Below are 13,927 nucleotides of genomic sequence, written 5' to 3'. Positions count from 1 at the left end.
GACCCGGAACCGCATTCATCCCAAAGGATTCACTCCGGGCGCTCGCGCCAGGGGACCCGGCGCGGGAGCCTCACTCCGAGGGATGCGCCCCGAGGGCCGCATGGCGGTACGCGCCGGGGGTGGTTCCGGTCCAGCGGCGGAAGGCCCGGTGGAAGGCGGTGTCCTCGGAGAATCCGAGCCGCGCCGCCAGTTGGGCGATCGGTTCGTGCCCCTCGCTGAGCCCGGCGATGGCCGCGTCCCTGCGGACGGAGTCCTTGAGCCGCTGGAAGGACGTGCCCTCGGCCGTCAGCCGGCGGCGCAGGGTCGCGGGGCTGACCGCGAGCCGCGCCGCGATCTCCGGGGCCTCCGGCAGCCGGGTGCGGGTGATCAGGGCACGGGCCATGGTGCGGCGGATCTGTTCGGTGACGGTGGTGCCGTAGTCGCGCCGGCTGAGCAGGTCGGCGGGGGCCCGGCGCAGCAGCTCGCCGAGCGCCGACTCGTCCTGGATGAGCGGGGCGTCGAGCCAGTGCGCGTCGAAGGAGGCGCCGGTGTGCTCCGCGCCGAAGCGGACCGGGCAGCCGAAGAGCAGGTCGTACTCGGCCCGGTGCGGGGGCGCCGGATAGGCGAACTCGGCGCGCAGCAGCGGGATGCGGCTGCCGACGAGCCAGCTGGAGAGCCGGTGCCAGATGACGACCAGGCACTCGGAGAGGAAGTGGTCCGGGTCGTCGGTGAGCTCGCCGCGCACGGTGAAGCGCGCGACACCGTCCGACGCGCCGACGGCGAGGGCGGGGCCGCTCGGGAACAGCCCGTAGAACCGCACCGCCCGGTCCAGCGCGGCGCCCAGGTCACGGCCGCCCAGGGCCGTGCAGCACATCATGGCGAAGGTGCCGCGCGGGCTGGGCGCGGGGCCGAGGCCGAGGAACTCGTCGTTCGTGGCCCGGTGCAGTTCCTTGACGAGGCAGGTGAACTGGGCGTCGGTCACCCGGGCCCGGTCGTCGCCGAGCAACAGGGGTGCGATCTGGGCCCGTTGGAGCAGCGGGGCGGTGTCGATGCCGAGCCGCTGGGCACCGCGTAACGCCGCTCTGACCCGGTGCACCGTGATCGTATGCGTGCCCATGACACTCAACGGTGCTCCCGCTGAGCGGCAGGGTCAACCCGTGTGACGGTTCGTGTCATCTTCGTGGGGCCCCGTGCTTCATAGCGTCATGGCTACACGACCAAGGGAGGCGCGCGATGGGCACCATGGCACCGCAGACCGATCGGCCAGGGACGCTGGCGTTGACAGCGGAATGGGTGGCGGAACGGCACGGCGACAGTCCCGCACTGCGCTTCCGCGCCGGCGGCGGCTGGCGCGACATCACCTATACGCAACTGCGCGACACCGTACGGCGGGCCGGCTGCGGGCTCGTCGCGCTCGGCGTCGAGCCCGGTGACCGGCTGGCGATCCTGTCCGAGACCCGGCCGGAGTGGACGTACGCGCACCTCGCCGCGCTGGCGGCGGGCGCGGTCATCGTGCCGGTCTATCCGACGGCCGGCGACGAGGAGGTCGCCTGGGTGCTGAGCGACTCCGGTACCTCCGTGATCCTCTGCGAGGACGACCGACAGGCCGCCAAGGTGGAGCGGCTGCGGGACCGGCTGCCGCAGCTCCGGCAGGTCCTGGTGCTCAGCGAGCTCGACGGGCTGGCGGCGGGCACTGCGGCTCAAGGCGCTGCGGCTGAAGGCACCGCAGCCGAAGGCACCGCGGCGGGCGGCATCGCCGCGGAGGACACGGTGGCGGAGGGCTCGGCCGGGACGCCCGCCCCGCTGGACGACGATCTGCTCGCCGAACTGCTGGCCCGTGCCGGGGCGCGCAAGCCCGAGGACCTGGCGTCCATCGTCTACACCTCCGGCACCACCGGGATGCCCAAGGGGTGCCGGCTCACCCACGGCAACTTCGGCGCCGTGCAGGACGCCACCGTGCCGCACATCGAGGGCGGCCTCCCCGGCGACACCACGTATCTGTACCTGCCGCTCGCCCACATGCTGGCCCAGCTGATCCAGTTCACGACGCTGCTGGTCGGCGGTGCGCTGTGCTTCTTCGGCGGGCGGATCGAGAGCATCGTCGCCGAGCTCGCCGAGGTCAGGCCCACCCATCTGCCGTCCGTGCCGCGACTGTTCGAGAAGGTGCACTCCCAGGTGCTGTCGCTCGCGGAGTCGCAGGAGGGCGGCCGGGAACGGTTCGGGGCGGCCGTCGCGCTCGGCGTGCGGGCGGCCGAGCTGCGGGACCGGGGCGAGGAGCTGCCGCCGGAGCTGCGCGAGGCCTACGACGCCGCGGACGCCGCGCTCTTCAGCCTGGTCCGCGCCGTCTTCGGCGGCCGGCTGCGCTGGGCGACCACCGGAGCCGCGCCCATCGCCCCGCAGACCATGGACTTTCTGCGGGCCTGCGGGCTGGCCGTCCTGGAGGGGTACGGCATGACGGAGTCCGGCGGCATCATCGCCGTCAACCACGCCACCGACTTCCGGCACGGCACGGTCGGCCGGCCCATCGACGGCTGCGAGGTGCGGATCGCGGACGACGGGGAGGTGCTCGCGCGGGGCGCCAACGTCTTCCCCGGCTACCACGGCGACCCGGACGCGACGTCCGAGGCGCTGGACTCCGACGGCTGGCTGCACACCGGGGACCTCGGCGCGTTCGACGCCGACGGCTATCTGACAATCACCGGCCGGAAGAAGGACATCGTCATCACCTCGGCCGGCAAGAACCTCACCCCGACCCAGATCGAGTTCGCCATCCAGCAGTCCCGCTACGTCTCCCGGGCGGTGATGATCGGCGACCGCCGCCCGTACCCGGTCGCGGTGCTCACCCTGGACCCGGACGAGATCATCGGCTGGGCGTCGCGCACCAAGAAGATCCTGGGCGCCCGCCCGACCCGGCACCCGGAGGTGCACGCCCTGGTGCAGGAGATCGTGGACGCGGCCAACGAGCAGGTCGCCCGGCCGGCGCGGATCCGGGCGTTCGTGATTCTCGACGAGGATCTGTCGGTGGAGGCGGGTGAACTCACCCCGACGCTGAAGCTCCGCCGCTCGGTGGTCGCGGAGCGGTACCGGGACCGGATCGACGCGCTCTACGCGGAGCTGGCGGAACGCCCGGAACACGTGGAAAGTGCGGAACGCGGAGAAAGCACAGAACGCGATGAAAGCGGGGAAGGCCGGGAAACTCCGGAACCCGTGCCGGGCCCGCGGTAGCGGCGGGAAAGGCAGGAGCCCCGCACAACCGGTGCGGGGCTCCTTGGCAATGCTGTGAGGCGATCCCGTCGATCAGACCGGGGTTACGTTCTCCGCCTGGGGGCCCTTCGGGCCCTGGGTGACGTCGAAGTTGACCTGCTGGTTCTCCTCGAGGGAGCGGAACCCAGCGGCGTTGATCGCGGAGTAGTGAACGAAGACGTCGGGGCCCCCGCCGTCCTGGGCGATAAAGCCGAAGCCCTTTTCAGCGTTGAACCACTTCACGGTTCCGGTAGCCATAAAGCCCTCCTTGGGCCCAAAGGGTTGCCCTGCTCCAGAACCTGCAACTGCGAAGTCTGAAAACTACAAAAGCCTACGGGGTCACATGCTCCGCAGGCTCTGTACTGCAAGGGAAACCAAACTGCAACTTGCGAGGAGAGTAGCACGCAGGTTCAGGGGTGGGGAAGGGTCTCAAGATCGGCCTTTCGAGGCCCTTCCAGGGGCTGTTCCGCCGCCCGGCCACAAGATCCGCAAGGACCAGGACTAGCCTCCTGATGTGGACAAATCTGCACCTGACGCCGAAAGCGGCCGGACCCGTCCGCGGGTCGGCCACATCCAGTTCCTGAACTGCGTGCCCCTGTACTGGGGGCTTGCCAGGACAGGAGCCCTCCTCGACCTGGAACTCACCAAGGACACCCCGGAGAAACTCAGCGCCCAGCTGGTGCGCGGGGACCTGGACGTCGCTCCCGTCACGCTCATGGAGTACCTGCGGCACGCCGACGAACTGGTGGCGCTCCCGGACATCGCCGTCGGCTGCGACGGCCCCGTCATGTCCTGCGTCATCGTGAGCCAGCTGCCGCTCGACCAGCTCGACGGCCAGCGGGTCGCCCTCGGCTCCACGAGCCGGACCTCCGTGCGCCTCGCCGAGCTGCTGCTCACCGAGCGGTACGGGGTGCGCCCCGAGTACTACAGCTGCCCGCCCGACCTGTCGCTGATGATGCAGGAGGCACAGGCCGCCGTCCTCATCGGTGACGCGGCCCTGCGGGCCTCCCTGCACGACGCGCCCCGGCTCGGCCTGCAGGTGCACGACCTGGGCCAGATGTGGAAGGACTGGACGGGGCTGCCGTTCGTCTTCGCCGTCTGGGCCACCCGCCGCGACTACTTCGCGCGCGAGCCGGAGGCCGTCCGCGAGGTGCACCGCGCGTTCCTCGCCTCGCGTGACCTCTCGCTGGAGGAGGTCGACAAGGTCGCCGAGCAGGCCGCCCGCTGGGAGTCCTTCGACTCCGAGCTGCTGAGCCGGTACTTCACGACGCTCGACTTCTCCCTCGGCGCCGGGCAGCTCACCGGCATCGCCGAGTTCGCCCGTCGCGTCGGCTTCCCCGAGGAGGCGCGCGTCGAACTGCTCTGACCACGCGCCTCCCGGGACCGGAGCGACCGCTGTCGCCCGGAGTGACCGGTGCTCCCCGAGCGACCGCTGTTACAGCGCGGTCAGCGGGACCTGGACGGTGCGGACCTCGCCGTCGCCCAGGTGCAGCAGGCCGCGGCCGGGCTGGATGGCCTGGCCGATGGAGCCGCGCTGCAGCCGGACGCCGACCAGGTCGCCGTCCGACATGTTCTGCGGGGACAGGAGAAGGCCGCGGCGGGCCTTCTTCATCTCGACCTGCCAGCCGTTGAAGCCGCCGCAGATGTCGTCCGCGTCGCCCGCGATGACCAGACCGATGTCCTTGCCGGTCGCGTTGCGCACCACGGACTGGAAGACGTCCCCCGCCTCGCAGTTACGCAGCAGCTCCGCATCGTCCACGATGATCACGCCGGGGCCGCTGAAGCGGGCCAGCGCCTCCTGGAGTTCCGCCGTGGTGATCTCGTCGGTGCCGAAGAAGCCCACGACGCCCGGGGCGTGCTTGAGACGGCGCAGCGGTGACTGGCGGCGCGGGGTGGCCAGGATGATCTGGGTGCCCGCGGTGAGGAACGAGCGCGTCATCGTCAGCAGCGCGGTGCTGCGCCCGGAGCGGGCCGGGCCCGCGATGACGAAGGCGGGCGTGCCCTCGGCGAGGTTCGGGCCCAGCACGGTCAGCTGGTCGCCGCCGATGGCCGCCATCGACCAGAGCCGGCCGCCGCCGCGCATGGCCTGCATCTCCTGCGGGTCGCGCATCTCCCACGCCTCCTCGAACTCGATCCGGGAGGGCAGCACATCGACCCGGAACGGCCGGCGGGAGCGCGGTACGGCGCTGTCCCGGTCCTTGGCCGCGGCGCCGATGGCGTGCAGGGCCGCGGACTGGGCCTGGCCGCTGGGGTCCTCGGTGAGCAGCGCCACATGGGTCTCGGTGGCGCCCTGCGCGCGGAACGCCCGGCCCGGCGGGATCTTCGCGGGGATCTTGCGCGGGTTGAGGCCGATCAGGGACAGGTCGCCCGAGTCGCTGAGCTGCAGCGCGATCTTGTTCTCGGTGAGGGTGGAGATCCGGCCGAGCAGCAGCGACCGGTCGCCCGTCATGATCACGTGGATACCGACGGACGCGCCCTCGCGCATCAGCTGGAAGATCGTGTCGGTCAGCGAGCCGTTGTTCAGATCGCCGAGCGACGGGGTGAAGCCCTCCCAGCGGTCCAGCAGCAGCACGATGTGCGGCAGCCGGTCGGCCTCGGCGACGCCCGTCCGCTGCTCGTTGATGTCGGTGAAGCCGCCCTCGCCGAGCAGCGCCATCCGGCGCTGCACCTCGGCGGCGAGCTTGCCGATCAGCCGGACCGCGCGGTCCGCCTCGTTGGAGCGGACCACGGCGCCGCAGTGCGGCAGCGCGGACAGCGCCAGCAGCGCGCCGTTCCCGCAGTCCAACGCGTACAGGTGCACATCGGCGCAGGAGTTGGAGCGGGCCAGCGAGCCCGCGATGGTGCGCAGCGTCTGCGAGCGGCCCATGCGCGGGGCGCCCGCGATCATCAGGTGACCGAAGGTCGTCAGATCGATGGAGGCGGTGCGCCGCGCCTGCTCGCTCGGCAGGTCGTCGACCGCGTACGGGGCCGGCAGCAGGCCGTCGCGGGAGACGTTGACCGGGGTCTCCAGCTCGTCGATGACCATCCGCTCGGTGAGCGCGGGCAGCCACGGGCTGTGCTGCGGCGGCAGCCCCAGCTGCTCGTTGGCGCCCTGGATGGCCTCGACGAGGACGGCGAGGTCGGTCAGCAGGTCGTCGTCGTTGGTACGGGGACCGGACGGCCGTTCGGGGACCGGACGGCCGAGGCCGTCCCAGCCGATCTGCACGGTCCACGGCGCGGGCGCCTTGTTGGCGACCTGGCCGGGGCGCCGGCCGCCGACGCGTCCGGACTGGAACGGCAGCAGCGAGGAGGCGCCGAGCCGCACATACGCCCGGCCCGGGGTGGACTTGGCGATGTATCCGGCGTCGGGGGCGTCGATGACGTCGGACGATTCGCTGGCGTCGGTGACGCGCAGCGCGATGCGGAGGTTGGTGTTGGCGCGGATCTCGGGGGAGACGACGCCGGAGGGTCGCTGGGTGGCGAGGATGAGGTGGATGCCGAGCGAACGGCCTCGCTGGGCGATGTTGACCAGGCCGGTCACGAAGTCGGGCAGCTCACGGGCCATGGACGCGAACTCGTCGATGACGATGAGCAGCCGGGGCATCGCCGCGAGCCCCGGGTTGGTGCGCATCGCGATGATGTAGTCCTCGAGGTCCTTGGCACCGGCGGCCGCGAGGGTGTGTTCGCGGCGGCGCAGCTCGGCGCCGAGCGACTCCAGGGCCCGTTCCACCAGGTGCGTGTCGAGGTCGGTGACCATACCGACGGTGTGCGGCAGCTTCACGCAGTCCTTGAAGGCCGCGCCGCCCTTGTAGTCGACGAGGACGAACGTCATTGCGTCCGGCCGGTTGGCGACCGCCAGCGACGCCACGATGGTCTGCAGCAGCTCGGACTTGCCGGAACCGGTGGTGCCGGCGACCAGGCCGTGCGGCCCGTCGCGGACCAGGTCGATGGCGAACGCGCCGTCGAAGGACGAGCCGACCACGGCCTGGGTGGAGCGGCCGCCCATGCTCCAGCGGGCGGCGATGCCGCCGACGGTGGGCGGCTCCATCTCGATCACGTCGAGCAGCCGGCAGGAGTCCGGCAGGGCCGCGCCCTCGTCACCGCTGACGTCGCGGATCGGGGCCATCGCGCGGGCCATCTGCTCGCCCCACGCGGCGGTCACACAGTCGGGCCGCACCCCGGAGACCGGCTCGACGCCGGCCATCGAGACCTGCAGCAGCCCGTAGTAGTCCTCCTCGACGAGCGCACGGCACTCCTCGGGGAGCAGCCGGCGGTCGGCGTCGAGGCAGATGAGGTGGATGCCGACGCGGGGGCCGTCGCGCAGCACCTGGGTGAGGCCGGGCAGTGCGCGCAGCCGCCGGGAGCCGTCGAGGACGACGAGGATCGTGGGGCCGCCCCAGGCCTGGTTGGGCTGGGAGCCGGCCTCGCGGGCCGCGTCCTGGCGGGAGGTGACCTGGGCGAGCAGTTCGCTGATCCGGCGGGCGACGCTGTCGGCGTCGGTGCCGATCAGGGCCAGTGCGGACTGTCCCTCGCGGGCCCTGGCGTGCGGCAGCCAGCGCACCCACTCCCAGCCCTCTCGGCCGCTGGGGTCGGTGAGCACGCAGATCTGCAGATCGGCGGGGGAGTGCAGGGCGGCGGCCTGGGCCACCAGCCAGCGGCCGATGGCGCGCGGCAGTTCACCGCGGCCCGCGACGCCGAGCACACCGTGCTGCTGCATGGGGACGGTCACCGGAACGTCGGACAGCTTCCGGGCCTCGTTGCGCTTGTGCTCCTCCTGGGCCGGGTCCGAGACCTGGACCTCGGTGGGGAGGGTGCCGGTGCCGACGCGCAGCATCCCGTAGTCCGGGTCGGAGCGCCGCCGTTCCCACAGCCGCTGGCTCGGCCCGGTCGCGGCGACCAGCACCTCGGCCGGGTCCGGGGCCTGGGTGCGGCGGGCGGCGGTGTCGGCGGCCATGGCCTTGCGGGCCTGCCGCTCGATCGACTCCTTGTGCGTCTCGTAGTCGGCGTTGGTCTGGCGGAACGACTTCTTGCCGTGCTTCTTGTCGTTCATGTAGTTGCCGACCATGGCGACCGGGCTGAGCACCGCCATGAAGAGGAAGCGCGGCTGGTGCATCATCATCGCCATGAGCACCGCGCCGAACAGCGGCACGATCGCCATCAGCCAGGGCATGGGCCGGTTCTCGGACTGCTTGGGCTTGCTCGGCAGCTGGAAATTGGTCGGCCGCGGCGGCGGGGTGATGCGCGGCGGCCGGTTGTAGTCGAGGCCGGTGCCGTCCTCGGAGGGCTTGAGCGCGGTGTCGGGGAAGCTCGGCAGGCTCAGTTCCAGCAAGGTCTGTCCGGCGGCGACGACGCTGCGCGGCCGCCAGGGGCTCGCGTCGGTGAGCGGCTTGCCGTCGATGGTGGCGGAGCTGCCGAAGGACGGGTGGACGGTGACGGTCCCGTCGACCGCGACGTCCACCTCCACCGCGGAGTGCGGCAGCGCCGGGTCGTTGAGCCGGATCCACGCGTCGGGCCCGCTGCCGACGACCGCGACGCCGGGACCGAGCCGGTGCACGCCGCCCGCGTCGGGACCGCCCACGATCCGTACTTCCACCGTGCCCTGGGCGTCGGGCGCCGGGCAGGCGTCGGGCGCGGCGACGCTGACCACCGCGCCGTCACGCACCGGCGAGGCGTCCAGGCTCAGCTCGGGGTCGATCTGGAAGCCGTTGATGTGCAGGGCGGGCGGGCCCTGTCCGTCGTCCGGACGTCCGAGCAGCCGGCCGATCTCCGCCGCGAGCGCGCCGACGGGCGCCGCGGGGTCGGCGTCGACCAGCATGTCCGCACGGTCGTCACGGACCGGGTCGATCACGCTGAGCTGGAGTTCCACTGCCGTCCCCCTGCACCACTGAGCACCACTGGTATTTGCTGTTGACCATCATGCAACAGGTGCCCGACAACGCACCGGCCGCATCGGCCGGAACCGGGCCCACGCCAGGAGGTGTCCTGACGGTAGGTGGGTCAAGAGTGAGAGAATTGACGGGCATTGGACGCGGAAGCCGCGTGCGGCGGGCGGCAGCAGAACCGACGGGGGAAGTATGGGTAGTCCTGACCGATTGAAGGTGGATCTCGGCGGTTTGGAGGATTTTGCCTCCAACCTCGATGCCGTGCGGACCACGATGAACGGCACACGCAAGCTCTTCGAGTCCTACGAGGCGAAGCTCGGCTCCGGGAAGGTCGCGGACGCGCTGGACAGCTTCGAGCACAACTGGAAGGACGGCCGGAAGGAGATCGACGGGCACCTGGAGGGGCTGGCCAAGATGGCCAACACCGCGGTGCGCGAGATCCGGAAGGCCGACAAGCAACTCGCCGACGACCTGGCGAAAGCGGCAAAGGGTGAGGGCGGCAAGTAGTGAGTGCAACTCCGCGGGTGATGCCGGTCGAGCGGGAGGGCTTCTCGCTCACCGTGCCGATGACATGGTGGGAGTTCGACCTGCACCCGGCCAGCCGGGACGAGAGCGTCCGCAAGCTGATGGCGCAGCGCGTGCAGGAGAACCCGGCGATCGGCGAGCACCGTGACGTGCTCGCCAAGTTCCTGCGCAGGGCGGCGCGTGAGGCGTACGACAGCGGGGCGGTGTACATCGGCTGCATGGCGCAGAACTTCGGCGGGATACCGCTGACCGCGTCCGTCACCGTGTCGCTGGTGGGGGCCCGGACGCCCGAAGGGCAGCTGCTGGCCACGGATCCCGCGTCGATCGTCGCGGGACTGCGGGAGAAGCCGGCCCGGCGCGAGGGGGACGCGTGGCGGAAGGTGACGACGGTGGAGATCCCGGAGACCGGAGCCGCCGCCCGTACGTACGGGATCGAGGACATCGAGATCCCCGGCGACAGCAAAACCGTACGCACGGTGCTGATGCAGACATTCATCCCGCTGCCGGGCGGCGGGGACCGGGTCGCGCTGGTCGCCTGCAGCAGTCCGGTGCTCGATCTCGCGGACTCGTTCTTCGACGTATTCGACGCTGTGACCTCGACGTTCCGCTACCGGGAACCGCAGGCTGCACCCGCGCCGTCCTCACCCGTAAGCTGAGGCTTCCGCAGACCATCACATCAATCTGCGACTCAAAGGCCACGGGGGTCGGCCCTGCGGCAAGGCCAATGGAAGGTATTTCCTCTATGTCTAATGTGAACGTTACATACCAGGACATGCGTGACGCGGCCAGCAAGCTCAAGACGGGCCAGGCCGAGATCACCGAGAAGCTGAACACGCTGCACAAGTTTGTTCAGGGCCTGGTGAACGGCGGCTATGTGACCGACCGTTCCTCGAAGCAGTTCGACCAGTCGTACACCGAGTTCAACACCGGTGCGACCAAGACCATCGAGGGTCTTGAGGGCATGGGCAAGTTCCTCGAGAGTGCCGCGCAGGCGTTCCAGTCCGCGGACGAGGAGCTCGCCAAGGGCCTCGGCCACTGATCGAGCGGCAACGGATGCGCCGCAGCGGATCACCGCTGCGGCGCATCGTGCGTCACGGGCGCCGCCCGGGGGCACACTCCGCTCAGAGGAGGCTCTGATGCAGCCGTTGGCTACGACAGATCCGTCGTCGATCGGCCCGTACCGTCTGCTCGGACGGCTCGGAGCGGGTGGGATGGGCCGGGTCTATCTCGGCCGCAGCCCCGGCGGGCGCACGGTCGCGGTGAAGGTGGTCCGTTCCGAGCTCGCCGAGGACACCGAGTTCCGCACCCGCTTCCGCCGTGAGGTGGACGCCGCCCGGCTGGTGGGCGCGGCCTGGAGCGCTCCGGTGCTCGACGCGGACACCGAGTCGCCGGTGCCGTGGATCGCCACCGGCTACATCGCGGGACCCACCCTCGCCGACGCCGTCACCGAGTTCGGGCCGCTGCCGCCGAGCGGAGTGCGGACGCTGGGCGCCGGGCTCGCCGAGGCGCTGGACGCGGTGCACCGGCTCGGCCTGCTGCACCGTGACATCAAACCGTCCAACGTGATGCTCTCGCTCGACGGTCCGGTACTCATCGACTTCGGTGTCGCGCGCGCCATGGACGCCTCCGGCGCGTCCGTCACCGGCAGCGGGGTGGTCGTCGGCTCGCCGGGCTACATGTCGCCCGAGCAGGTGCTCGCCCGGCCGCTCGGCGCCGCCTCCGACATCTTCGCGCTCGGCGCCGTGCTCGCCTTCGCGGCGACCGGACACGGCCCGTTCAGCGGGGACAGCGCCGCCTCGCTGCTCTACAAGGTCGCCCACGAGGAACCGGAACTCGACGGTGTGCCCGACGAGTTGCGCGACGTGGTGGAGTCCTGCCTCGCCAAGGCCCCGGCCGTCCGCCCCACTCCCGCCCAGCTCGCGGCCCGGCTGTCGCCCGACGGGGCCGCCGCGCTGGTGCGCCAGGGCTGGCTCTCCCGGCCGCTGATGGCGCAGCTCGGCCGTCATGCGGTCGAACTGCTGGACCTGGAGGCGGCTCCGCTGTCGGCCCGCTCCGAGGTGACGCCCGCGGGCGCGCACCTCGGGTCGGCCTACGGCTCGTTCGGCCCGCCGCGGGCGCCCTCGCACTCCTTCGGCATGGAGGCGTCGGGGCCGCGCGACGCGGTACCGGGCGCCCTGGCCCCCGGTGCGCGCTCCGCGCCGGAACCTCCCGTACGCCGCGGGCGCCGCCGGCTGCTGGCCGCGGTGGCCGTGCTGCTGGTCGCCGTCGTCGCCGCGACCGTGGTGGTCCTGCTGCGGCCGGAGGACAAGCCGGGCGGCGCCACCGGCGGCGGGCCGGGGAGCAGCACGCCGTCCAGCGACGCGAACACCGGCGCGGTCACCGGATCCGTGCCCGCCGCGTTCATCGGCACCTGGCAAGGCAACACCGTCTCCACCAACGGCGTCCCCAACGGGGTCCTGACGGTCACCGTCAAGGCGGGACGCATCGGCGAGAACGTCGGTGACAGCACTGTGGACCTGCTGGGCGTCCTCAACTGCGGAGGCACCTGGAAGCTGGTGTCCGCGACGACCAAGGTGCTGGTCTTCGACTCGACGGCCGGTGATCCGGGCGCGACGAGCGGCTGTTCCAAGGGCGCCACGGCGGAACGGCTGACCCTCAAGGACCCCACGACGCTGACCTACACCACCAACGACGCGGGGGCCGGCCGGCCCAGCGGCGACCTGAAGAAGATCAAATAGCCGCCGATGGCGCAGGGCCGGACGGTCCTCAGCCGGTCGTCCTGCAGAGCTCCTTGGACGGCGCGAACTGGAACTTCCCGTCCACCGAGATCACCGCGTTGACGGTGTAGCAGGTGTCGGCCGTCACCGACCCGGCCGTGAACACCACCGCGGGCTCATTGCCGTTCGGCGTCTTCTGCAGCGGCTCGCCGCCACCGGGCACCACGGCCCGCACGACATAGCCGGCGACCTGCGCGGCCTGCTTCGGCGGCTTCCACGTGATCTGCACATTTCCGTTGGCCTTCACGGCCTGGACGTTCAGTGGCATCAGACCCGCCAGCTTGTCCGACGGCACCTGCACCGGGGCGGCGCTCGACGTCGGGCCGGGAGCCGTGGAAGCGCTGGAGGAAGCTTTCGGCTCGGGCTTCGAGCCGCGGTCGCGCAGCACCAGCGTGGCCGCGGTCCCCGCCGCGGCGAACACCACCAGCGCGGTGGTCGCCGCGAGCAGCCGCTTGCGCGACTGCCGCTTGGCCTCGTCCTGCGCCCGCGCGCCCGCCTGTTCGACGGCCGCCTGCTCCTCCGGCGTCAGATCGTCCGCCGGGTCCCAGCCCGGCAGCGGCGATTCCATCGCCGGTTCCGGCTCCAGCGCGGGCACCTTCGTCGCGGACGACGGCGACAGCAGCGACCGCAGGGAGCGGTGCACCTCCGTCAGCGGCGGGCGCCCTTCCGGGTTCGCCGACATCATCCTGCGGACGAGGATCAGCAGCGGGTCCGGTATGTCGTGGCGGTGGGCGGGGTACGGCAGTTCGCCGCGCAGCACCTCCGCGTAGAGCGCGGACCACGAGGTGCGGCCCGCGTCCGCGTACGCCGGTTCGCCGTTGAGCAGCGCGTAGAGCGTCGCGCCGAGGGAGTACACATCGGCCGCCGGGCCCGGCTTCTCCCAGCCGAAGAGCTCGCGCGGCACGAACATCGGGTCGAAGACCGCGCCCAGTTGCGGCGCGGAGCGCTGCAGGACGCGCGCGAGACCGTGGTCCGCGAGCAGCGCGTCACCGTTCTCGTCGAAGAGGATGTTCGCCGGGCGGACGTCCAGGTGCAGCACCCCGCGGCGGTGCGCGGAGTGCAGGGCCAGCGCCAGGCGGGTGCCGATGACGATCGTCTCGTCGACGGGGAACGGCCCGGAGTTGGCGAGCTTCGCCTGCGCGTTGCCGCCGCGGCAGAACTGCTCCACCAGGTACGGGCGGTGGTCGGCGGTGAAGCCGGCGTCCTCGACCGTCACCGAGCAGGGGTGCCGCGCGGCGGCGCCCGCCGACAGGAGTTCGGAGTGCGCGGCAAGCCGGGTGCTCTCGCCGTCGACCGTGACGGCGAGCAGCTTGACGGCCACCTCGGCGCCGGTCGCCTCCTCGGCGCACAGCAGAACGGAACTGTGGCGGCCGGTGCCCGCCTGCCGGAGCAGCTTGTAACCCGGCGGGAGACGGTATCCCTCCGCCGACGTCTGCTGGGGTACGGCGACGGAACCCTCGTCACTCTCCGGGTTCTCCGTCGCGCCCTGGCCGCGCCTTCCCGGCGTCCGGTCCACCGTTGTCCTCCCGTGCCTCACCCGTT

The 13,927-nt window shown here is 71.7% G+C and carries 10 protein-coding genes; 6 read left to right on the top strand and 4 right to left on the bottom strand.

What is annotated here, in order from left to right; all coding sequences use genetic code 11:
• Positions 1-70: 70 nt before the first annotated feature.
• Positions 71-1,096 (bottom strand): AraC family transcriptional regulator, encoded by a 1,026-nt coding sequence (locus C6N31_RS03555; RefSeq protein WP_138355172.1) that lies wholly within the window; start codon positions 1,094-1,096, stop codon positions 71-73.
• Positions 1,097-1,212: 116 nt separating this feature from the next.
• Between C6N31_RS03555 and C6N31_RS03550 the strand changes: the two genes are divergently transcribed.
• On the top strand, positions 1,213-3,204 hold the full coding sequence (locus C6N31_RS03550; RefSeq protein WP_232484685.1) for an AMP-dependent synthetase/ligase: 1,992 nt from the start codon (positions 1,213-1,215) through the stop codon (positions 3,202-3,204).
• A gap of 72 nt (positions 3,205-3,276) precedes the next feature.
• On the opposite strand, the gene C6N31_RS03545 is transcribed toward C6N31_RS03550, so the two are convergent.
• Positions 3,277-3,480 (bottom strand): cold-shock protein, encoded by a 204-nt coding sequence (locus tag C6N31_RS03545; protein ID WP_014144190.1) that lies wholly within the window; start codon positions 3,478-3,480, stop codon positions 3,277-3,279.
• A 256-nt stretch (positions 3,481-3,736) separates the two neighbouring features.
• On the opposite strand from C6N31_RS03545, the gene C6N31_RS03540 reads away from it, so the two are divergent.
• Positions 3,737-4,588: a menaquinone biosynthetic enzyme MqnA/MqnD family protein gene (locus tag C6N31_RS03540; RefSeq protein ID WP_138355173.1), complete on the top strand. Its 852-nt coding sequence runs from the start codon at positions 3,737-3,739 to the stop codon at positions 4,586-4,588.
• Between the two features lie 69 nt (positions 4,589-4,657).
• Here the strand turns inward: C6N31_RS03540 and C6N31_RS03535 are convergent, their stop codons facing one another.
• Positions 4,658-9,067, bottom strand: coding sequence for an FtsK/SpoIIIE domain-containing protein (locus tag C6N31_RS03535; protein ID WP_198357093.1), 4,410 nt, complete (start codon positions 9,065-9,067; stop codon positions 4,658-4,660).
• A 277-nt stretch (positions 9,068-9,344) separates the two neighbouring features.
• On the opposite strand from C6N31_RS03535, the gene C6N31_RS03530 reads away from it, so the two are divergent.
• From C6N31_RS03530 to C6N31_RS03515, 4 genes are all read left to right on the top strand, one after another.
• Positions 9,345-9,590 (top strand): hypothetical protein, encoded by a 246-nt coding sequence (locus tag C6N31_RS03530; protein ID WP_232484684.1) that lies wholly within the window; start codon positions 9,345-9,347, stop codon positions 9,588-9,590.
• Entirely contained in the window at positions 9,590-10,264 is a 675-nt protein-coding gene (locus tag C6N31_RS03525; protein WP_417791422.1) for a hypothetical protein, read from the top strand. Before C6N31_RS03530 ends, C6N31_RS03525 begins: the two co-directional genes overlap by 1 nt.
• Before the next feature lie 68 nt (positions 10,265-10,332).
• Positions 10,333-10,647: a WXG100 family type VII secretion target gene (locus C6N31_RS03520; protein ID WP_306664930.1), complete on the top strand. Its 315-nt coding sequence runs from the start codon at positions 10,333-10,335 to the stop codon at positions 10,645-10,647.
• Positions 10,648-10,744: 97 nt separating this feature from the next.
• Positions 10,745-12,346, top strand: a complete 1,602-nt coding sequence (locus C6N31_RS03515; protein WP_198357092.1) for a serine/threonine-protein kinase — start codon at positions 10,745-10,747, stop codon at positions 12,344-12,346.
• 28 nt (positions 12,347-12,374) lie between these two features.
• Here the strand turns inward: C6N31_RS03515 and C6N31_RS03510 are convergent, their stop codons facing one another.
• Positions 12,375-13,901, bottom strand: a complete 1,527-nt coding sequence (locus C6N31_RS03510) for a serine/threonine-protein kinase (protein ID WP_244809347.1) — start codon at positions 13,899-13,901, stop codon at positions 12,375-12,377.
• Between the last annotated feature and the right edge of the window lie 26 nt (positions 13,902-13,927).

The organism is Streptomyces fildesensis (assembly GCF_016107395.1).
Taxonomy (GTDB): Bacteria; Actinomycetota; Actinomycetes; order Streptomycetales; family Streptomycetaceae; genus Actinacidiphila; species Actinacidiphila fildesensis.
Note: the sequence above shows the minus strand (reverse complement) of the source record. Positions and strands in the feature narration are given on the sequence as shown.